The organism is Dactylosporangium sp. NPDC050688, assembly GCF_040654515.1.
Taxonomy (GTDB): Bacteria; Actinomycetota; Actinomycetes; order Mycobacteriales; family Micromonosporaceae; genus Dactylosporangium.
The window spans coordinates 98,535-118,887 of the sequence record NZ_JBFAIC010000012.1 but is presented as its reverse complement, the minus strand read 5'-3'; the positions used below and the strand labels follow the sequence as shown (position 1 = coordinate 118,887).

The following is a 20,353-nucleotide window of genomic DNA, read 5'->3' as shown; positions in this document are numbered from 1 at the left end:
GTTCGTGAGCCTGGTGATCGTCAACCGTCCACCACGTCGCGCCGCCCCGGTGCTGCCCTCCGGCGAGGTGGTCCTGGAGCCGCCCCCCGACCTGCCGACGCCGTCCGGCCGCGGCTGGATGCGGTTGCTGATGGTGCTGCCGATGGCTGCGGGAGCCGGCGGCATGGGTCTGATGATGGGGGTCGGGCGCTCCGGTCCGCTGATGTACGTGGCCGGCGCGATGTACGGCGTGTCCATCCTCGGCATGATGGCGGTGATGCTGGTCAACCAGAGCGGCCCGAGCAAGAAGGAGATGGTCGAGGTCCGCCGGCAGTTCATGCGCCGGCTCTCGCAGCACCGGGCCCAGGTGCGCGAGACGACGCTGCACCAGCGCGAAGCCATCGCCTATCGCTATCCCGTGCCCGCCGACCTGTGGGCGATGGTCACCGGACCACGGCTGTGGGAGCGCCGGCGCGGCGACGTCGACTTCGGCGTGCTCCGCCTCGGGGTGGGACCACAGGCGCTCGCGACCGCCCTCGTCCCACCGCAGACCCGGCCGGTGGACGAGCTGGATCCGTTGTGCGCGATGGCACTGCGGCAGTTCGTGGTGAGTTACGCGGTCGTCCCGGACCTGCCGGTGGCGATCGCGCTGCGCGACTTCGCCCGGGTCTACCTGCGCGGTTCGACCGATCGGGGCCGCGCCCTGCTCCGGGCGGTGGTGGCGCAGGCCGCGACCTTCCACGCGCCGGACGACCTTCTCATCGCGGTGTGTGCCGGCGACGCGGAACGCCCCGCCTGGGAGTGGGCCAAGTGGTTGCCCCACGCGCAACACCCGGCGAAGTCCGACGCCGCCGGTGCGCTGCGGCTGTTCGCCGCCGCCGCCACCGGCCTGGAGGCGATGCTCGACGACGTCCTGGCCAACCGCGTACGGTTCAATCCGGCGCTCACCGCGAAGACGTCCACCGGACCGCACCTCGTCGTCATCATTGACGGCGGCAGCATCACCGGTTCGGACCACATCATGACCGAGGGCGGCGTGGAAGGTGTCACGGTCATCGACCTGTCCAATCCGCCGCCGCGGATGCTGGGCGAGGCGATGGTGGTCCTCACGCTGGACGCCGACGGCGGGCTGACCGCGGCTACCATGGACGGCACGACGGACCTGGGACGCGCCGACGAGCTCGACCCGGTCGAGGCCGAGGCGCTGGCTCGCGAACTTGGGCCGCTGCGGCTGTCGGCCGCGCCCACGGACGTCACCGCCATGAACGCCGGTCTCGGCCTGGCCGAGCTGTTGGAACTGGGCGAACCCGACGACTTCGACCCCGCCCGGACCTGGGCGGGCCGGCCCAGCCGGGACCGGCTGCGCGTGCCGTTCGGCGTCAGTCTGGACGGTCGGCGGGTGGAGCTGGACCTCAAGGAGTCCGCCCAGGACGGCATGGGTCCCCACGGTCTCCTGGTCGGCGCCACCGGCTCCGGCAAGAGCGAACTGCTGCGCACCCTGGTGCTCGCGCTCGCGGTCACCCACAGCTCCGAGACGCTCAACTTCGTCCTGGTCGACTTCAAGGGTGGCGCGACGTTCGCCACCCTGGACCGGCTGCCGCACACCAGCGCGGTCATCACCAACCTCGCTGACGAGATGCCCCTGGTCGACCGGATGCTCGACGCCATCCAGGGTGAGCTGGTGCGACGGCAGGAGCTGCTGCGGGTGGCCGGCAACTATGCTTCCCTGCGCGACTACGAACGAGCCCGGGCATCGGGTGTCCCGCTGGCGCCGCTGCCGAGCCTCCTGCTCATCTGCGACGAGTTCAGCGAGCTGATCAGCGCCCGGCCCGAGTTCATCGACATGTTCGTCCAGATCGGACGCGTCGGACGCTCGCTGGGCATCCATCTGCTGCTCGCCACGCAGCGGCTGGAAGAGGGACGCCTGCGCGGCCTGGAGACGCACCTGTCCTACCGGCTCGGGTTGCGCACCTTCTCGTCCATGGAGAGCCGGGCCGTGCTCGGCGTGCCGGATGCCTATGAGCTCCCCCGGTCACCGGGGCACGGGTATCTCCGCATCGGCACCGAGGACATGATCCGGTTCCGGGCGGCGTATGTGTCGGGGCGCCACCAGCGCGACGGCGGGACCGTCACGCTGGCCGGGCGGGCCACCGACGTGGTGCGCGACTTCGGCACCTACTACCTGGCGCAACCGGTGGAGGATGAACCGGCAAGCCTGATCGAGGAGCCGGAGGACGCCCTCGGCCAGACGCTCCTGGACACCCTCGTCGCGCGGCTGCAGGGCCGGGGCCCGCTGGCGCATCAGGTGTGGCTGCCGCCGCTGCAGGAGCCGCTGACGCTGGACGAGTTGCTGGCGCCGCCGGTGGACACCCCCGAACGCGGCCTCACCGTCGAACAGCCGGACCGGCTCGGTCGCCTGCACAGCCTGGTGGGGGTCGTCGACAAGCCCTTCGAGCAGCGGCGTGACCCGATGTGGATCGACCTGTCGGGCGCACGAGGAAATCTCGTCGTCGTCGGCGCGGCACGGACGGGCAAGAGCACCTTCCTGCGTACCCTCATCGCCGGTCTCGCGCTCACCCACACCCCGCGTGAGGCCCAGTTCTACTGCCTGGACTTCGGCGGCGGCACCTTGGCGCAGCTGGCCGAACTGCCGCACGTGGGCGCGGTGGCCGCGCGCACGGACGTCAACCGGGTCCGTCGCACGGTCGCCGAGGTCTACGGCCTGCTGCAGTTGCGGGAGGAGTGGTTCGCGACCAGCGCGGTGGACGGGATCGACGGCTATCGGCGGCTGCTGCGCGAGCGCCCCTCCCCGGTGGACCCGTTCGGTGACGTGTTCCTGGTCGTCGACGGCTGGGCGACCCTGCGCGACGAGTTCGAGGACCTCGAGTCACTGGTCACCTCGCTGGCCACCCGCGGGCTGGGCTACGGCATCCACGTCGTCGGGTCGGCGGCACGGTGGATGGACCTGCGGGCAGCGCAACGCGACGCCTTCGGCACCCGTCTCGAGCTGCGCCTCGGTGATCCGACCGACTCCCTCATCAACCGGCGGGCGGCGGTCAACGTGCCCGAGCAGGCGCCCGGACGCGGTCTCACCCCGGACGGCCAGCACTTCCTGACCGCACTTCCCCGGATCGACGGCCGAGCGGATCCCGACACGCTGAGCGACGGGCTGGCCGAACTGGTCGAACGTACCCGGGCCGGATGGTCCGGGCCGGTCGCGCCCCAGGTCCGGCTGCTGCCCGCGCTGCTGCCGTACGAGGCACTGCCGGCGCCGGTGCGCGGCGCCGGCGGCAGGCTGCCCATCGGTATCGCGGAGGTCGACCTCGCGCCGGTGTATCTGGAGTTCGACGCCGAGCCGCACGCGCTGGCGTTCGGCGACGTGGAGTCCGGGAAAAGCTCCTTCCTGCGCGGCCTGGCCCGGACCATCACCTCCGCCTATGAACCCAGCGGGGCCCGCATCATCCTCATCGACCAGCGGCGGAGCCTGCTCGGTTGCGTGGACACCGACCATCTCATCGGGTACGGCTCGTCCGCGGCGACGACCGCGAGCCTCGTCGCCGATGTGGTCACCGTGATGCGCGAACGGCTGCCCGGCAATGATGTGACACCGGCGCAGCTGCGGTCACGGAGCTGGTGGAAGGGACCGGAGCTGTACGTCCTCATCGACGACTACGATCTCATCGCCACCGGTGGCATCAACCCGCTCGAGCCGCTGATCGAGTTCCTGCCGCAGGCACGCGACATCGGTCTCCATCTCGTGGTGACCCGGCGCGTCGGTGGCGCCAGCCGCGCCATGTTCGACCCGCTGATCGGCCGCATCCGGGAGCTCGCGTCACCGGGCGTCCTGATGTCAGGCCCCAAGGAGGAGGGTCCGATCTTCGGTGCCATGAGCCCGCAGGTGCTGCCGCCCGGACGTGCCTGGCTGATCAACCGGCGCCAGGGCGCCCGCCTCATCCAACTGGCCTGGACCCCGCCCAGCCTGTGACGCCGTCACCGGCGCGGGGCGGGGCGCCCGGATCACGCGTAGTTGGTGGTCCGGGCGCCGCAGCGGTCGACCCGCCGTTCGGACTGGTCCCCGCTGCACACCCGGTACGAGATCGTCGTGCCTTTCGCCAGGTTCAGCTCTTTCCAGGTGCAGGTGCCGGAGCCACCGCTCGCCCACACCCAGACCTCCGCCCCGCCCGCGACCGAATACTGAGCCAGCGCGGCCAGGCCGTCGGCCTTGTTGTCACACACCTGGAGCGTGTCGTTCGACGCGTCGAACGCCGCCCAGGCCTCGCAGTTGGACGTCACGCAGACGCGGGTCGGACCGGCCGCCGGCGTTGTCGCGTTCTTCGTCGTCACCTTTGTGGTCGTCCGGGGTGGGGGCGGCGGCGTCGTGGTCGGCGGTCTGGTCGTCGGCGTGGGCACGACGGTCGGCGCGAGCACGGCGGCCGGCGAGGGCGAAGGTTCGGGTGCCGGCTCACCCGCCCACGTCATGGACTCCTCCGTGGACGGCTCGGGCGCCGCGGCGGCCGGCTTGTCCTCACTGACACCGGCCGAGGGATACAGCATGCCACCGGCCACGACGACCATGATTCCGGCGAAGGCGACGAGCACCGGTGTGCGGCGGCGGCGCCCGTCCGGCGGTGGTGCCGGTTGCCCGGACGGCGCCGGGTCCGCCTGCACGGGCGGAACCTCTGCGGCAAACCGCAGTGCGGCCTCATTGGGCGCCGGACGCGACGCAACGGGTGGCTCGGGTCGCCACCGTCCGGTGCCGGGCCGGTGCCGCCCGGCAGGCGTAGGCACAAGCACAGGCACAGGCACAGGCAGGTTGTCGGGAAGGAAGGCCCGGCTCGTCAGGTCTTCGTTACGCGGCCGGGCAGCGGTGACGAGCAGGGCGAGTGCCTCGGGTGAGCCGCGGTGCCAGCCGATCCGCAGGCGTTGCGGCGCCCGCCCCGGCCGGCCCGGGCCCCCGGCAGGACCATCCGGTTGACCCACCGGCACCGCCACCGGGGACGGCGGCGTGGCCCGCGCGGCGAGCGGCATGGCCAGCGACTGCGCGGTGGCAGCCGCTGCGGCCTCGCCCCGCCCGACCTCGTCGGCTTCTCCTCGTGCGGCACCGGCCGGCCGGTCGGCGAGGGGCCCCGGTTCGGTCGCCTCGCCCGGCCGGGGCGCGGCTGCCTCCTGGTGTGGTCGTGCTGCGGTCGGCTCAGTCACCGCGGGCCTCCCCCAGTCGGCGCGGACGCGTAGGCGCCCGCGGCCTGCTCACCGTCCAGCTGGAACAGTGTGGCCTGGAAGTGCTGGACACTCAGGCCGAGGTTGTCACAGATCCTGTCGAGGTCGCGGGGGCGTGCGCCCACACGCGCCAGGCACCGGACGTTCGCGCCGTCGCTGTCCGGCACGACCACGATGCTGACGCTGGTGAGGACCGCCTCCATGGAGCCGAACGTGGCCAGCAACTCGCCCGCATCCGCGATCCGTGGCCAACCACGGACCCAGAAGGTACGGTGCGCCACGTCGCCGGTGTACCAGGATCGCCACTCCTCCGACAACTGTGGTGCTTGCCCGGTGTCGTGCACGCGGTCGAGCGCGCACGATCTGGCCATGGCGGCGAGCAACCCGGTCCGGTCAAGCGGCGCTGCGGAGAACCCGTCCCGGTGCAGCGTCCGGACGAGGCGCCGGACCAGCACCACCACTGCGGCCGGCACGCCGTCGAGGTCCTCCGCGCCGGCCTCGGCGAGGCTCTGCGCGTCCAACCGTACGGCCACCCAGATCGCGGCACGCTCACCGTGTTCATAGTGCGTGACGACCTGGAGCGCCGTGCCGGGAGAGTCGGTGCCCGCCAGCGCACGTACCAGCACCTCGCACGGGACGCCGGGCTGGTCAGCCTGCGGCGCCACCTCGGCCACCGCGAACCAGCCGGCACCGTCGACGGCGACGCCGACGCTTGACCCGTCCGCGATCGTCACCTCGTCAACGCACAACCCCTCAGCGAGCGAACCCAGGGTGCTGAGCGGCCAGTCCTCGGACGGCCCGTGGCCGGGCCGCGTTCTGCGCCGCCGCCGGTACTGCCGTTTGACGATGAACCATTCCAGCCTGGTCCGGCCGTGTTGACGCCCCCACCAGAGTGTCCAGACGGCCGCGACGGCGACCCCGAACACCGATGCGGTGAAGCCGAGGTCCGCGACGACCAGAAGGACGACGACCACCGACTCCACCAGCAGCAGTTGGACGACATCCAGCGGGCCCAGCCCACCGCGGACCGGCCGGAGGTCCTCGGCCTGGGTGGCAGGGGCGGTCACCGTCACCCGGCCTCGGCCGCCGGGGCACACGAAGCCGTGTACCACAGACGTGACGGCATACCGCCGAACATCGCTCGCGAAACCATGAGCAGGCCCCTCAGGTGCTAGATCCCCACGACGCTACTGGCTGGCCCGGCCGATGTCGTCACGCGCAGGGCGGAGGTCCGCCTCCATCGGCAGCGGTATGCCAGCGCGGCCTCCAACCCACGCGGTACACCGGCTGGGGTGCCGCGGTGCGGGGTGCGCGGTGCGGCCAGTGCTCCCGGTCCGGCCCCGGCGGTGTCATTGCGCCCGGCGAATAGGGTGTTTCGCATGACGGACGCGCAGGAGCAGCCGAAACCGGCGCGCCGGTGGCGCCGGCGGGTGGTGCTCGGCGCGGCCGCCGCGCTGCTGCTCACCAGCGCGCCATGGCTGTGGACACAGCTCGCCGCGCGCGGCCACGTGCACGACGAGGCGGACGCGCCGGTCGCGGACGTCGTCATCGTGCTCGGCGGCGAGGTGGCGGCGGACCGGCGGACGCCCGCGCCGCGCCTGGCCGGCCGGCTGGACACCGCCGCCGCGCTGGTGGACAGCGGCCGCGCCCGGGTGATCCTGGTATCCGGCGACGGCGGCGGCGAGTCCGGCGACGAGCCGGCCGTGATGACCGCGTACCTGACCGGCCTCGGCGTCGACCCGCGCCGCATCGTGGCCGACCCGCACGGCCTGGACACCTACGACACGTGCGTGCGGGCCCGGGACGTCTACGGCGTCACCCGGGCCCTGGTGGTCACCCAGGCCTACCACCTGTCCCGGGCGGTGACACTGTGCCGGCAGGTGGGCATCGACGCCGACGGCGTGACCGCCCGCTGCGGCGGCTGCTCCGCCGCCCTGCTGGCCAGCAAGGCGGTGCGGGACTACTTCGCCAGCGGCAAGGCGGCCTGGGACGCGGTGCGCGGACGACCGCCGGCGGTCACCTCACCGCCGGACCCGCAGATCCGGGACGCGCTGCGGGCCGGTTGACCGATCAGCGCCTCATTCTGGTCCCAGGCGAAAAGGCCTGCGGACGTCAGCCGGGCTCAGCTTCTGCGCACTCCGCCGGTACGGGACCGGGTCAGGGAAGCGGCACCGCCTGGCCCGTGCGGGCCGAGCGCTCCGCCGCCTCGAGCATCGCTGTGGTGGCCAGTCCCTCGGCGCCGTTCACCAGGGGCGGGCGGCCGTCCCGGGCCGCCCCGATCAGGTCCGCCAGTTCGGCCGCGTAGGCCGCCAGGCGCGGCCCGCTGACCGGGTCGAGCGGGTCGAACGCCGCCTGCTCGAAGACGACCGAGAAGCCGTCCCCCTTGCCGAGGCGCACCGCTCCGTATGCGTCGCAGTCGATCATGCCCTCGGTGCCGACCAGTTGAAACTGCAGCCCGGAGCCCAGGCCTGGCGCGGGGATGTCGTAGCTCATCCACAACTGTGCCATCGCGCCGCCCTTGAAGTGGTACGTGGCCATCGCGCTGCGCATCGGCGGGTCCGCGGCTCCGTACTGTTCGAAGACGGCGAACGCGAGGTCGGGTTCGTCGCCGACGAACCAGCGCACCAGATCGCAGGCGTGCGCGCCCCACGAGGCGTAGGTGGTCTGCTGGGCGGGATCGAGCTTCCATTGGTCCTGCGTCTTGCTGGTGTCCCAGAAGCCCGTCTCGGGCCCGATCACCCGCACCATGGTGACCCGCCCGATCGCACCGTCGTCGAGGAGCTGCTTGGTGAACGCGGGTGCGGCGCGGAACCGGTGCTGCGACACGACGGCAAGCCGCACTCCGGCCGCCTCGGCGGCGTCGTTCATCCGGGCGCATTCGGCCGCGTTCTGCGCCATCGGCTTCTCGACCAGGATGTGCTTGCCCGCCCGGGCCGCGGCGACGGCCTGCTGCTCGTGGCCGGCCGGTGGCGTCGTCAGGACGACGACCTCGACCGCCGGATCGGCGAGGAGGCTTTCGTACGAGTCGTGCAGCGGGCAGCCGTAGTCCCCGGCCAGGGCCGGCGCGCGCCGGCCGCCGGCGACGCCGACCAGCTTCGCCTGCGGCACGTGGTTGGCGGCCACCTCCGACCAGGTGCGTCCCATGAAGCCTGAGCCGAGCACCCCGACGCCGGTGGTGCGCCCTGCGCTGCGCTCCGAACCGGTCATGACGCCGCCCCCAGCCGGCCGTGCCGGTCGAGCAGGTCGATGATGCGGGCCGCCGAGAAGGTGTGCATGTCGGCGAACGCCTCCACCGACGTCGCGCCGACGTGCTGGGTCAGTACCACGTTCGTGAGCCCGGCCAGCGGGTCCGGCGTCGGTGGTGGCTCCACCTCCCGGACGTCGAGGCCCGCGCCGCGCAGCCGGCCGGCCTTCAAGGCGGCGGCCAGGGCGGCCTCGTCGATGAGCCCGCCGCGGGCCACGTTCACCACCACCGCGTCCGGCCGCAGGCGTCCGATCGCCTCGGCATCGAGCAGGTGGCGCGAGCCCGCGGTCAACGCGGCGCACAGCACGACCGCGTCGCTTCCCTCGAGGAGGTCGTTCAACGGTACGAGCGGGAAGGGCGCCTCGGTGCGGTACGGATCGTGGGCCACGACGGTCATGCCGAGTCCGTGCGCCTTCTCGGCGACACGGGTGCCGATGCGACCCAGGCCGATCACCCCGATGCGCTGACCGCGCACCCGTCGCATCGTGTAGAACTCCGGCCGGTCACGGACCGCCCATTGTCCGGCAGCGGCCGCGCTCGCCATCGGCAACAGTGCCCGCTGCACCGCCATGAGCAGTGCGATGGCCTGGTCGGAGACCTCCTCGGTGCAGTAGTCGGGCACGTTGGTGACCTCGATGCCGAGCTCCGCCGCGCGTGCCGCGTCCACGCCGTCCATGCCGACGCTGTAGCAGAGGATGCCGCAGCACTTCGTCATCAGGTCGAGCTCTTCGCGGGGCAGCCGGCCCGACGCGACGACGACGTCGGCCGCCGGCAGCGCCTTGCGGGCGGCGTCCAGGTCGGCCGGCAGCACCAGGTCCACGCCCCGGGCCGCCAGCATGTCCCGCTCGACGTCATAGTTCCACCGCAGGGTGGTGATGGGGTCATAGACAACCACGGTGGGAGCGCTCATGTCTCCTCCTCGTATGAGGCAGTCGTTTCATCTGTTGAACTCAGCGTTTTGCTCGATAGAATCAGCCGCCTACACCGATGTCAAGGAGGCCCCCGTGCGCGTCACCGCCGCCGACGTGCTGCACCTGCGTGCACCGCTCACCGTCGCGGCCGGTCCGGCCGGCGTGTTCAACCGGCACCGCGAAACGTTGCTGCTGAAGCTGTCCGCCTCCGACGGCACGGTCGGCTGGGGCGAGACCTACGCCCTGCCCGGCACCCGCGACCTTCTGGCCACACTCGCCGCGGACCTTGTCGGCGCACCCGTCACGCACGCATGGCCCCGCCGCCCCGGCCTCGACGAGGTGGGCGCCGCGCTGGCCCTGGGCGCCGTCGACATCGCCTGGCACGACCTGCTCGGCCGTACGCTCGGCGTGCCGGTGCACACCCTGCTCGGCGGTGCGCGACGCCAGCGGGTGCCGGTGTACGCCTCCGGCTTCCTCTACCAGGAGGGCCGCCACCCCGCCGACGTCTGGCCGGACGAGGCGGCCGGACTGCACGGGCAAGGCTTCCGTGCCATGAAGGTACGCATGGGTGGCTACCGGCCCGACGAGGAGCTGGCGCTGCTGGAGCAACTGCGGACCACCCTCCCCGGCGACGTGATGCTCATGGTCGACGCCTGGGGCGCCTACTCGGCACCCACCGCGGCGCGGGTGGGCCGGCGCCTGGCCGAACTGGACGTCGCGTGGTTCGAGGAGCCCACTGCCGTGACCCGGCCCGAGCTGACCGCGCGGCTGGCGGTGCCGGTCGCCGGTGGCGAGATGGGGCGGACGCGGTCGGAGTTCGCACGGCTGCTCGAGCACCGCACGTTCGACGTGATCCAGCCCGACGCGGCGATCTGCGGGGGACTCGCCGCGGCCCGGTTCGTCGGGGAGCTCGCGGCGCTGCATGACATCGCGTGCGTGCCGCACACCTGGAACGGGGCCGTGATGGCCGCCGCCACCCTGCATCTGGCCGCCGTCCTGCCATGGGCCGCACGCACCGGCGACGGCACCTGGCCCGGCGGCGACGTGAGTGGTCCCCTGCTCGAATACGACACGAGCGAAAACCCGTTCATCCGCGACATCCTGCGCGTCCCGCCGGCCCTGGTGGACGGATGTTTCGCGGTGCCCGACTCGCCGGGCCTCGGCATCGAGATCGACGAGACCGCACTGTCCCACTACCGCATCGCATAACCGCGCCCCAGGAGGCAACCATGCAGAAGGAACCGATCGTCCCCGCCGGCGGCGCACCGCCGGCCGGGCCCTACTCACCCGGGATCCGGGCCGGCAACCTGCTCTTCGTCTCGGGGCAAGGACCGTTCGACGCCGACGGCAAGCTCGTCGGCGACACCTTCCAGGCCCAGGCACGTGCCACCTTCGCCAACGTCGAACGCATCATCACGGCTGCCGGCGGGGATCTGTCCGGCATCCTGCGCATCGGTGCCTACCTGCACACACTGGACGACTTCGCGGAGTTCAACGACATCATGCGCGACGTCCTGCCCACCCCGCATCCGGCGCGCACGACGATCCCGGTACCGCTGCCCGGTTTCCTGATCGAGATCGACGCGGTCGTGCTCCTGCCCGACCCCGCCTGACGAGCTGCACCGGCGCTCCACGGTGAGGTCACCGTGGAGCGCCGGGACCGCTCAGTAGGACAGCCATCCACCGTCGACGAGGATGCTCGCGCCGGTGACGAAGCCGGCCTCGGCCGAGCACAGGTAGGCCACCATCGAGGCCACGTCGTCGGGATGGCCGCGGCGGCCCAGCGGCGTGTGCCGCTCCCACCACCGCTGCGGCTCGGACAGCTCCGGCGGAGGCGCCGGGGTGCCGGCGCGATCGTCGAGCGCGATGTCACCCGGCGCGATGTGGACCGCCCGGATGTTGTGCGGGGCCAGTTCGAACGCCAGCCCCCGGGTCAGCCCCAGCATCCCCGCCTTCGTCGTCGTGTAGGCGGTCGCGTGATGCTGGGCCGCATACGCGGCGACCGAGCCGATGTTGATGATCACGCCCGGCGTGCCGCTCGCCACCATGTAGCGGGCGGCCTCGCGGGAACACCGCAACGCTGCGGTGAGGTTCACGCCGACGATGCGGTCCAGCCACTCGTCGTCGCAGTCGAGCAGCGGGCGCGACGCGCCCGGCCCGGTCACCGCCGCGTTGTTCACCAGGATGTCGATGCCGCCGAAGCGCTCCACGCAACGCGCGACGAGCGCCGTGCAGGACGCCGCGTCGGCGAGGTCGGCCACCGCGACGTCGAGACTGCGATGGGGCGCGGCGAGCCGGCTCGCCGCCGCGGCCGCGGTCTGCGGGGTTCGCTGACCGACGAGGACGTGCGCGCCCTCATCGGCGAGGCGGGCCGAGATCGCCGCGCCGATCCCGGTCCCGCCGCCGGTCACCAGGGCCACCCGCCCGGCCAACCCGGTGGTGCCGGTCACTGCCACGACACCTCCTCGGCGGTGGGTCCGAGCATGACGATGCCGGCGCCGGGCTCGACCTCGGCCCGGCGCCGCAGCATCATCACCGTTCCGTCGTGCGGGGCGGAGATCTCCTCGGTCGGCAACCCGTCCCCGTCGAGAATCTCCGCCACCAGGTCGCCGCGCCTGACCTGGTCGCCGGCCCGGACCGCGGTGACGCACCAGCCGGACACCGATGCGGAGACCGACGAGTCGACGTCGCCGTCGCCGCCGCGCAGGATCTGTTGCCGCCCCGATGCCGCCGGCGCGTCCGCGGCGGCGAGCATGCCGAGCAGGCCGAGCACCCGCAGTACCCCGTCGCGGTAGCCGAGCAGCTCCGCGCGGCGCAACGAGCCGCCGCCACCACCCTCGACGTAGATGGACGGCACGCCGTAGGACGAGGCCGTGGTCAGGCTGCGCCCCGGATTGAGCTGGTCGTGCGCCCAGACCAGCGGCGCACCGAACGCGTGCGCCGCCGGTGCGCCGGTCGGATCGCTGAAGCCGGCGAAGAACGGCATCGCGTAGTTGAGTCCCGCCGAGTGCAGATCGATGAGCAGGTCCGCGTTGCGGATGACGCGCTGCGCCAGGGCGTCTGCGATCCGTTCGGTGACCGTGCCGTCGGCGCGGCCGGGGAAGCTGCGGGCCAGGTTGCCGTCGTCGACGGGGCTGGTCCGGGTTCCCGCCTCGTGGGCCGGCGGGTTCGCGACCGCCACCGCGAGGATCCGCCCGCACCACTGCGGCGGGCCGGCGCTGAGGTGCGCCACGATCGCCCGTACCGCGGCGATGCCCTCCAGTTCGTCGCCGTGCACCCCGCCGAGCAGGGCCACGGTCGGGCCGGCGGAGGAGCCCGCCAGTTCCCGGATCACGACCGTGGCCTCGCCGACGTCGATCCGGTGTGTCGTCACGGCCGCCCGATCTCGGCCGCCGCCAACGTCTCCCGCACGTGGGCCCGCATGCCGTCGTCGACCTGCACGAACGGCGACGCGGTCGTCGAATGTGCGATGACCCCCTGCTGCACCAGGGCCTCCTTCAACGACGCGATGACCGAGGCGCTGAAGCTGCCGCCCGGCATCGGGTGCTGGTAGAGCTTGAAGAACGCCACGATGCGGCCCTGCATCTCGGCCGCGCCCTTCCAGTCCCCGGCCGTCGCGCGCGCGGCGAGTTCGACGTGCCACGGCGCGAAGACGTTGGCCAGGCCCGGCACGGCGCCGTGGAACCCGCCCAGCAGCAGCCCGTCGATCGCGAACTCGCTGCCCGTGTAGCGGCGGAACCCCTCGATGTCCGCCGTCGCCTCGGCCAGCATCCGCTGGGCCTCCACGTTGCCCGAGGAGTCTTTCACCCCCGCCACGACTCCCTCGCCGGCGAGCTCACGCATCAGGTCCGGCTCCAGCACCACGGTGACCCGGCTGGGAATGTTGTAGGCGAGGACCGGCACCGAGCCCGCGGCCCCGGCCACGGCGCGGAAGTGCCCGCCGAGTTCGGCGGCGGAGTGCGGGAAGACGAACGTCGGCGGCACGAGCAGCGAGTCGGCGCCCATCTGCGCGTACACCTTCGCGTCGGCGACCGCCTCGCGGGTGCCGAGCGCCGGCACGCCGATCATGAGGTGGGTCCGTTCGTCGACCCGGGCCACGGCGCGGGCGGCGACCTCGAGCCGTTCGTCGCGGGAGAGCGCGCCGTTCTCGCCGCACGAGCCGAGCACGAGCAGCCCGGTCACTCCCTGTCCGATGAGATGGTCGACGAGCGCGTCGAGCGACTCCAGATCCGGGGCACCCGACGGCAGCATAGGGGTGATCATCGGCACGATCACGCCGGCGTTCGGCGGGGGTACCGGGGCACGAAGCGATGTCATGGAGACCTTCCTAGCGAGCGGTGGGCGACGTTGCGGGACTGGTGAGCGATCCGGGGAAGTGGCAGGCGACCTGGCGGCCGGAGGTGACCGGCGACAGCGGTGGGGGGCTCGTGGCGCAGATGCCCTGCGCCACGGGACAGCGAGGCTGGAACGGGCAGCCGGGTGGCACGTCCAGGGGCGAGGGCGGTTCGCCGGTCAGCACGATCCGGTCCGCCGCACCTGGGGCCAGATCCACCCGGGGAAGCGCGGACAGCAGCGCCATCGAGTACGGATGCAGGGGCTGCTCGAAGAACTGCTCCCACGGCGCCAGCTCCACCAGGCGCCCCAGGTACATCACGGCGATGCTGGTGGCGAGCTCCCGGACCGCGACCAGGTCGTGCGAGACGAACAGGTAGGCGAGGCCGTGCTCGCGCTGCAGGTCCCGCAGCAGCGCGATGACGTGCGTCTGGATCGACACGTCGAGCGAGGCGGTCGGCTCGTCGAGCACGATCAGCTCGGGACGGGCGGCGAGCGCACGGGCGATCGCGACCCGCTGCGCCTGGCCACCGGAGAGCTCATGTGGGTACCGGTCGGCCAGGACCTGGCCCAGTCGTACCTCGTCGAGCAGCTCGGCCACCCGCCGGCGGCGCTCGTCCCTGGGCATGCCGAGGTTGACCAGCGGCTCTGCGATCGCGTCGCCGACTCGTTGCCGTGGGTTGAGCGATCCGTGCGGGTCCTGGAAGACGGCCTGCATGCGCTGCTGGCGCCGCACGCCGCCGCGCGGGTCGGCCGGGTTGTCGCCGGCGACCCGGACGGTGCCCGAGGTGGGCGGCTGCAGGCCCAGCACGAGGTGCGCCAGGGTGGACTTGCCGGAGCCGGACTCGCCCACGAGCGCCACCGTTTCGCCGGCCCGCACGTCGAGGTCGACGCCGGCCAGCGCGTGCAGCTTCCTGCGGCGTACCCGGTAGACCTTGGTCGCCGCACGGACAGCCACGAGCGGCTCGCCGGCCACCGGCTGCGGCACGGGCGGCGCGCCTACCACCGGCTCCTTCACGAGCGACGCGCCCTCGGCTGGCTGCTGCACGAGTGGCGCGCCCTCCGCTGGCTGCTTCGCGAGCGGCGCGGCGGCCGCCGGTTGCCGCACGGGCTGCTCCGGCGGCAACGGCGCGGGAGACGGTGCCGGGCCGTCAGCGACTGCCGTGCCGGGCGCCTGCCCGACCGCGTCGTGGTTGAAGCAGGCGACCCGATGCCCGCCGCCGATCGGCAACAGCTCGGGCATGCTTTGCGCACAGGCGTCGAGCCGGTAGGCGCACCGCGGCTCGAACGGGCAGCCGGGCGGCGGGTCGGCGAGGTCCACCGCGCTGCCCGCGATGCTGGCAACCTCTCCCCGCCGCAGGGTGATGCGCGGGGTCGCATCGCGCAGCGCCGCCGCATACGGATGGCGCGGCCGGGCGAAGAAGTCCGGCGCCGGGCTGTCCTCGACGATCCGGCCGCCGTACATGACGATGACCCGGGTGCAGAGCTGGCGGATCAGGCCGAGGTTGTGCGAGACGATGACCAGCCCCATGTCGGCCTGCGGGCCCGGCGTCCCGATGGTGGCGAAGAGTTCCATGATCTGCGCCTGGATGGTGACGTCCAGCGCCGTGGTCGGCTCGTCCGCGATCAGCAGCAGCGGGTTGTTCGACAGCCCCAGCGCGATCAGGCCGCGCTGCCGCATACCACCGGAGAGCTCGTGCGGACGCCGCGCGAGCTGGCTGCGCGGCGCGGGCATGCCCACCGACCGCAGCGCCTGGACGGCCCGGTCCCGGCGGCGCCCCCGGTCGGTCTCGCCGTGCGCGCGCAGCCCTTCGGAAAGGTGGTCGCCGAGGGTGCGCAGCGGGTCGAACGAGGTGAGCGGGTCCTGGAACACCATGCCGGCCTTGCTGCCGCGCAGCCTGCGCATCCGCTCTTCCGGCAGGTCCGACAGCTCGATGCCGTCGATCGTGACGGACCCGGACTCCTGTTTCGACCACGGCGGCAGGAGCCGCATCAGGGCCAGCGCCAGCGTCGTCTTGCCCGAGCCGGACTCGCCGACGATGCCGACGCGCTCGCCGGGGGCCACGTCGAAGGAGGCGCCCGCGACGGCCCGCACGTCGTCGTAGACGATGGTCAGGTCGCGAACCGAGAGCAGGCTCATCGCGGCCGCCTGCCGGACACGTCGACCCGCAGCGCGGCGCCGAGCCCCTCGCCGACGAAGTTGATCCCGAGCACGGTCAGCATCAGCATCAGCGCGGGCGCGAGCGCGGCCACCGGCGCGGTGTAGATCGCCCGGACCCCTTCGGTGAGCATCACTCCCCAGTCCGCTTCCGGCGGCTGTACCCCGATGCCGAGGAAACTCAAGGCCGAGAGCACCACGATCCCGTTCCCCATTCCGATGACCAGCAGGACGACCAGCACGTCAGCGACGTTGGGCAGCACATGCACGCGCAGCATCCGCGGCAGCGAGGTGTTGCTGACCCGGGCCGCCTGGATGAACGCCGCGCTGCGCAGCGGCAGGACCGACCCGCGCATGACCCTGGCGTAGGACGGCAACGCCGCGATCGACACCGCGAGCACCGCGCTCGTCACGCTCGGGCCCAGGATCGCCACCACGACGATCGCGGTGAGCAGCGTCGGGAACGACAGCAGCACGTCCACCACACGCATCACGACGGTGTCGAACGTCCGGCCGATGAAGCCGGACGCGATGCCGAGCAGGCTGCCGGCGACCGCGCCCAGGCCGACCGCGAGCAGGCCGGCCGGGATGGACAGCACGCCGGCGTGCAGGACCCGGGCGAGGATGTCGCGCCCGAGGTTGTCGGTGCCGAGCGGATAGGTCGCGGACGGACCCGCGTAGGTGTCCATCGGATGCGTGCGGGTCGGTGACGCACCGTAGACCAATGGTCCCACGATGGTGACGACCGCCACGATCAGCAGCAGCACCAGACCCACCTGGGTCAGTCGCTGGGACAGGAACCGGCGGGCCGCGCTGGATCTGGTCGTCATGACAGGCCGATCCGGGGGTCGATGATGCGATAGACCACATCGATGAGCAGGTTGATGCCGAGGATCAACAACGCCACGACGAGGATCTCCCCCTGCACGGCCGGCAGGTCCCGCCGGCCGATCGAGTCGAAGATCGTGGTGCCGAGTCCCGGCCAGGAGAAGATGTTCTCCACGATGAGGGCGCCCGCCAGCAGCCGTCCGAACTCCACCGAGAGCAGCGTGACCACCGGGATGGACGCGTTGGGCAGCACATTGCGGGTGAGCAGCCGCCGCTGGGGCACGCCGACGGCACGCAGCGTCCGCACGAAGGGCCGGCCCACCGCGTCCAGCACGCTCGCCCGCACGACCCGTGCCTGGATGCCGGCGAGCGGGATGCCCAGCGCCAGCGCGGGCAGCACGATCGAGGACCAGGATTCCGCGCCGGCCACCGGGAAGATCTGCAGATACACCGCGAACACCGTGGCGAGCACCGTGGCGAGCAGGAAGTCGGGTGTGGCCACCAGCATCGTGGTCACGGTGGTGAAGCTCAGCCCCGCGCGGCGCCGTTTCGCGTCGCGCAGCGCGCTGGCGATACCGATCGGCAGCGAGAGCAGCAGGCCGGCGAGAACGCCGGCCGCCGTCAGCAGCAGCGTGTTGGGCAGGCGCTCGGCGACGATGTCGGCCACCGGCTGCCGGGTGAGGAACGAGGTGCCCAGATCGCCCTGCAGGACGTTCTGCAGGTAGGTGAAGAACTGCACCAGCAGCGGCTCGTTGAGTCCGAGCTGTTCGCGCAGTTCCTCGGCGACCTGCGGATCCAGGTTGGTGCCCGCGATGACCTGTACCGGGTCGCCCGGCACGAGACGGATCATCGCGAACGTGATCACGAGTACCGCCAGCGCGGCGGGAACTGTCACCAGTACCCGCCGCGCGACGAATCGTACGAAGCTCACCCGACCGGCACCAGGTCGTTGATCTTCAGGATGCCGTCCGGCTGCATGCCGATCCCGCCGACCTTCTTCGCCGAGAACACGACGCTCTTCGGCTGGTAGAGCACCAGCGCCGTGTGGTCGGCCGCCATGAGATGCTGCGCCCGGGACACGAGCGCGTTGCGCTTGGCCTCGTCGATCTCGCTGATCGCCTGATCGAGCGCGGCGTCCACCTCCGGGTTGCAGTTGAACGTCAGGTTGGTGCCCTGCGGCACCTGCGCCGATGGGATGTTGGCGCAGGCGAAGAGGATCCGCATCGACCCGGCCGGGTCCAGGATGCCGTAGCGGCCGATGTAGATGGACTGGTCACCCTTGCGCCGGGTCTGGGTGACCGTGGCGAACTCCTCGGTCTTGATCTGTGCCTTGATGCCCACCTGGGCCAGCTGGTCCTGGACGAGCTGGTCGATCGCGGGCCACGGGTCGTCGCTCGCGGACAGGATGGACAGCGTCAGCGGTTTGCCGTCCTTCTGCATGACGCCGTCGGCACCGGGGGTGTAGCCGGCAGTCGCGAGCAGCGACTTGGCCTGGGCCTGGTTGTACTTGGTCACCGCGCTCTCGACGGTCTTGTCGTAGCCGGGGACGATGGTCGGCACCGTGCTCCAGTTGGTCTCGGCATAGCCACTGGCCACGGCCTGGATGAGCGCGTCACGGTCGATCGCCGCCGAGATCGCCTTGCGGACGTTGAGGTCCGGCACGTTCTTCGCGTTGATCCACAGGGCGGTCTCGCTGACCCCGGGGAAGGAAGCGTTGTTGAGGTTCGACGCTGAGGCCAGCCGCTTGGCGTCGGGCCCGGTCAGCTGGGCCACCTGCACCGCCCCGGTGGTCAGCAGGTTCGCCCGGGTGCTGGCGTTGGTCACGTACTGGAAGACGATCCGCTCGTACTTCGGAGCGCCCTTGTTCGTCAGGTCGGGACGGATCGTCGTGTAGTCGTTGTTCCGCTCGACCTCGAGGCGGTCGCCCTTGACGTAGCTGACGAACTTGTAGGGTCCGGTTCCCACGGGCTTGGCGTCGAGCGTGCCGGCACTCGCCGCGGCCGGCGACGGGATGCTGAGGTCGGCGTTGGCGAGGTTGATCAATGCCGCGCCCACGGGCGTCTTCCAGGTCACCTTCACGGTGTTGTCGTCGATGACCTGGCTGCTGTCGTACGGGCCGAGAACGCTCTTGGAGTTGGTCGCCTTGGTGGCCGGGTCGACGACCCGGTCCAGCGCGGCCTTGACCGCTGCGGCGTTGAACGCGGTGCCGTCGTGGAACTTGACACCGGTGCGGAGCTTGAACGTGATCGACGGGCCCTCGACGGTCCAGGACTCGGCCAGGCTGGGGCCGATCGTGCCGTCGGCTTTGACCACCACGAGCGTGTCGTAGATGGCGGCCATCTCGTCACTGAGGTATTGGATGTTCTTGGCTGGGTCAAGGGTCGGCTGCTCGGCGCCCTCGGCGATGTGCAGCGTCCCGCCGCCGGCCGAGTCGCGGGTATCCGCCGAACCGCACGCTGCGGCGGCGGTGATCATGAGGAGCGCGGCACCACCGGCGACCAGCCGGGAGTACGTTCCCCTGCGGCGCGTAGACATTTGGACTGTCCCCACTTCGACGAAGCCGCCCGCCACCAGGCGGGACGCGATCTTCTGACGCGTGACTGAGTATTAGCCCGGCCGCAAAGTCATGTCAACGGCTGAAACGCTCGTTCCGATAATGTTCGCCACGTGCTGCTGCCGCAGGGTATCCGGCGGGTCGGAGCGTTTTGACAGGTGAAACAAATCGACTACCATGAGGCGCCAGCACGGGTCCGACCAGGGGTACCATCGCCCGTGCGACCCCATACTTGCACCGCGCCACCGTCCCCTTTTGTCACGAGACAGGACAGACCGATGAAGCAGACGGCTGAGTCCGCCGCCAACTACCCGATCCGGGCAGTCGAGCGCGTCTGCGACATTCTCGACGTACTGCAGCGATCCCGCGACGGCGCGTCGCTCTCGGATGTCGCCGAGGTGACGGCACTGCCGAAGAGTTCGGCCTATCGCTACCTGTCGGCCCTCGAGGCCCGCCGCTACGTCGAGCGCGATCCGGCCAACAGCCTGTACCGGCTCGGCCTGGCCTTCCGGCCGCAGCACACCCGGCAGGTCGACGTGCTCGTCAACCAGGCCAGGCCACATTTGGAGAAGCTGCGCGACCGGCTCGGCGAGACCACGAACCTGGGCGTGCTGGACGGCGCACACATCGTGCACGCCCTCGTGGTGGAGAGCAACGAGATGATGCGGCTCGCCGCGCGCGTCGGCGAGCGGGGCAGCATCCACGCCACCGCGCTGGGCAAGGCGATCGCGGCCGAACTGCCCGATGACCGGGTGCGCGCCATCCTCTCGGCCGAGCAGATGCTCCAGTACACCGACAGCACGATCACGTCCGTCGAGGGATACCTGGCCGAGCTCAAGCGCGTCCGGCGCGAGGGATACGGGGTCGACGACTGCGAGAACCAGCCCGACGGGCGCTGCGTGGCGGTCGTGCTGGAGAGCATCCCGTTCCTGTGCGGCATCAGCGTGAGCGCGCCGGCCCGCCGACTGACCTCCGACAAGGTCGAGACGGTTGCCCGCGCGCTGCGCCGCACCGCGATGCAGCTCGTGCGCGACTACCACGCCAGCGCCTGAAGCGCGCCTTCCACAAGCATTCCGCCATCCCCACGCACGGTGTTGACCATCGGGCGCGGCGGCGGCTACCGTCGTGAC

16 protein-coding genes are annotated in these 20,353 nt (G+C 71.8%); 5 read left to right on the top strand and 11 right to left on the bottom strand.

Annotation, left to right across the window (positions count from 1 at the left end; all coding sequences use genetic code 11):
• Window positions 1–4 precede the first annotated feature (4 nt).
• Entirely contained in the window at window positions 5–3,964 is a 3,960-nt protein-coding gene (eccCa, locus tag AB0H83_RS14670; RefSeq protein WP_360092566.1) for a type VII secretion protein EccCa, read from the top strand.
• Window positions 3,965–3,996: 32 nt separating this feature from the next.
• Here the strand turns inward: eccCa and AB0H83_RS14665 are convergent, their stop codons facing one another.
• Window positions 3,997–4,647: a hypothetical protein gene (locus AB0H83_RS14665; RefSeq protein ID WP_360092563.1), complete on the bottom strand. Its 651-nt coding sequence runs from the start codon at window positions 4,645–4,647 to the stop codon at window positions 3,997–3,999.
• A 527-nt stretch (window positions 4,648–5,174) separates the two neighbouring features.
• Entirely contained in the window at window positions 5,175–6,269 is a 1,095-nt protein-coding gene (locus AB0H83_RS14660) for a type VII secretion protein EccE (RefSeq protein WP_360092560.1), read from the bottom strand.
• Between the two features lie 306 nt (window positions 6,270–6,575).
• Between AB0H83_RS14660 and AB0H83_RS14655 the strand changes: the two genes are divergently transcribed.
• Entirely contained in the window at window positions 6,576–7,262 is a 687-nt protein-coding gene (locus AB0H83_RS14655; RefSeq protein ID WP_360092557.1) for an ElyC/SanA/YdcF family protein, read from the top strand.
• Window positions 7,263–7,353: 91 nt separating this feature from the next.
• Here AB0H83_RS14655 and AB0H83_RS14650 read toward each other — a convergent pair whose 3' ends face one another.
• Complete coding sequence (locus AB0H83_RS14650; RefSeq protein WP_360092554.1) at window positions 7,354–8,403, bottom strand: Gfo/Idh/MocA family oxidoreductase; 1,050 nt, start codon at window positions 8,401–8,403, stop codon at window positions 7,354–7,356.
• Complete coding sequence (locus AB0H83_RS14645; protein WP_360092551.1) at window positions 8,400–9,350, bottom strand: NAD(P)-dependent oxidoreductase; 951 nt, start codon at window positions 9,348–9,350, stop codon at window positions 8,400–8,402. The genes AB0H83_RS14650 and AB0H83_RS14645 overlap by 4 nt, the downstream gene beginning before the upstream one ends.
• A 94-nt stretch (window positions 9,351–9,444) precedes the next feature.
• On the opposite strand from AB0H83_RS14645, the gene AB0H83_RS14640 reads away from it, so the two are divergent.
• Both AB0H83_RS14640 and AB0H83_RS14635 read left to right on the top strand, forming a co-directional pair.
• Entirely contained in the window at window positions 9,445–10,560 is a 1,116-nt protein-coding gene (locus tag AB0H83_RS14640) for a mandelate racemase/muconate lactonizing enzyme family protein (protein WP_360092548.1), read from the top strand.
• Window positions 10,561–10,580: 20 nt separating this feature from the next.
• On the top strand, window positions 10,581–10,964 hold the full coding sequence (locus tag AB0H83_RS14635; protein WP_360092546.1) for a RidA family protein: 384 nt from the start codon (window positions 10,581–10,583) through the stop codon (window positions 10,962–10,964).
• 51 nt (window positions 10,965–11,015) lie between these two features.
• Here the strand turns inward: AB0H83_RS14635 and AB0H83_RS14630 are convergent, their stop codons facing one another.
• The 7 genes from AB0H83_RS14630 to AB0H83_RS14600 are packed head-to-tail and all read right to left on the bottom strand — an operon-like array spanning window position 11,016 to window position 19,204.
• Window positions 11,016–11,807 carry an SDR family oxidoreductase gene (locus AB0H83_RS14630; protein ID WP_360092543.1) on the bottom strand — a complete coding sequence of 264 codons (792 nt, stop codon included), beginning with the start codon at window positions 11,805–11,807 and terminating at the stop codon, window positions 11,016–11,018.
• A complete protein-coding gene (locus AB0H83_RS14625) occupies window positions 11,798–12,724 on the bottom strand; it encodes a succinylglutamate desuccinylase/aspartoacylase family protein (RefSeq protein WP_360092540.1) in 927 nt (308 codons plus the stop codon). Before AB0H83_RS14625 ends, AB0H83_RS14630 begins: the two co-directional genes overlap by 10 nt.
• Window positions 12,721–13,668 carry a dihydrodipicolinate synthase family protein gene (locus AB0H83_RS14620; protein WP_360092537.1) on the bottom strand — a complete coding sequence of 316 codons (948 nt, stop codon included), beginning with the start codon at window positions 13,666–13,668 and terminating at the stop codon, window positions 12,721–12,723. Before AB0H83_RS14620 ends, AB0H83_RS14625 begins: the two co-directional genes overlap by 4 nt.
• A gap of 10 nt (window positions 13,669–13,678) precedes the next feature.
• Window positions 13,679–15,823 carry an ABC transporter ATP-binding protein gene (locus AB0H83_RS14615; protein ID WP_360092534.1) on the bottom strand — a complete coding sequence of 715 codons (2,145 nt, stop codon included), beginning with the start codon at window positions 15,821–15,823 and terminating at the stop codon, window positions 13,679–13,681.
• Window positions 15,820–16,671 carry an ABC transporter permease gene (locus tag AB0H83_RS14610; protein ID WP_360092531.1) on the bottom strand — a complete coding sequence of 284 codons (852 nt, stop codon included), beginning with the start codon at window positions 16,669–16,671 and terminating at the stop codon, window positions 15,820–15,822. The genes AB0H83_RS14615 and AB0H83_RS14610 overlap by 4 nt, the downstream gene beginning before the upstream one ends.
• A complete protein-coding gene (locus tag AB0H83_RS14605) occupies window positions 16,668–17,600 on the bottom strand; it encodes an ABC transporter permease (protein ID WP_360092528.1) in 933 nt (310 codons plus the stop codon). Before AB0H83_RS14605 ends, AB0H83_RS14610 begins: the two co-directional genes overlap by 4 nt.
• Complete coding sequence (locus tag AB0H83_RS14600; RefSeq protein WP_360092525.1) at window positions 17,597–19,204, bottom strand: ABC transporter substrate-binding protein; 1,608 nt, start codon at window positions 19,202–19,204, stop codon at window positions 17,597–17,599. Before AB0H83_RS14600 ends, AB0H83_RS14605 begins: the two co-directional genes overlap by 4 nt.
• Window positions 19,205–19,501: 297 nt before the next feature.
• Between AB0H83_RS14600 and AB0H83_RS14595 the strand changes: the two genes are divergently transcribed.
• Window positions 19,502–20,275, top strand: a complete 774-nt coding sequence (locus AB0H83_RS14595; protein ID WP_360092522.1) for an IclR family transcriptional regulator — start codon at window positions 19,502–19,504, stop codon at window positions 20,273–20,275.
• Window positions 20,276–20,353 lie beyond the last annotated feature (78 nt).

Excerpts from the sequence above, each read along its gene's own strand:
- AB0H83_RS14655 (WP_360092557.1), top strand. The coding sequence starts at position 6,576 with ATGACGGACGCGCAGGAGCAGCCGAAACCGGCGCGCCGGTGGCGCCGG.
- AB0H83_RS14615 (WP_360092534.1), bottom strand. The coding sequence starts at position 15,823 with ATGAGCCTGCTCTCGGTTCGCGACCTGACCATCGTCTACGACGACGTG.
- AB0H83_RS14645 (WP_360092551.1), bottom strand. The coding sequence starts at position 9,350 with ATGAGCGCTCCCACCGTGGTTGTCTATGACCCCATCACCACCCTGCGG.
- AB0H83_RS14595 (WP_360092522.1), top strand. The coding sequence starts at position 19,502 with ATGAAGCAGACGGCTGAGTCCGCCGCCAACTACCCGATCCGGGCAGTC.
- AB0H83_RS14650 (WP_360092554.1), bottom strand. The coding sequence starts at position 8,403 with ATGACCGGTTCGGAGCGCAGCGCAGGGCGCACCACCGGCGTCGGGGTG.
- AB0H83_RS14600 (WP_360092525.1), bottom strand. The coding sequence starts at position 19,204 with ATGTCTACGCGCCGCAGGGGAACGTACTCCCGGCTGGTCGCCGGTGGT.
- AB0H83_RS14635 (WP_360092546.1), top strand. The coding sequence starts at position 10,581 with ATGCAGAAGGAACCGATCGTCCCCGCCGGCGGCGCACCGCCGGCCGGG.
- AB0H83_RS14620 (WP_360092537.1), bottom strand. The coding sequence starts at position 13,668 with ATGACATCGCTTCGTGCCCCGGTACCCCCGCCGAACGCCGGCGTGATC.
- AB0H83_RS14610 (WP_360092531.1), bottom strand. The coding sequence starts at position 16,671 with ATGACGACCAGATCCAGCGCGGCCCGCCGGTTCCTGTCCCAGCGACTG.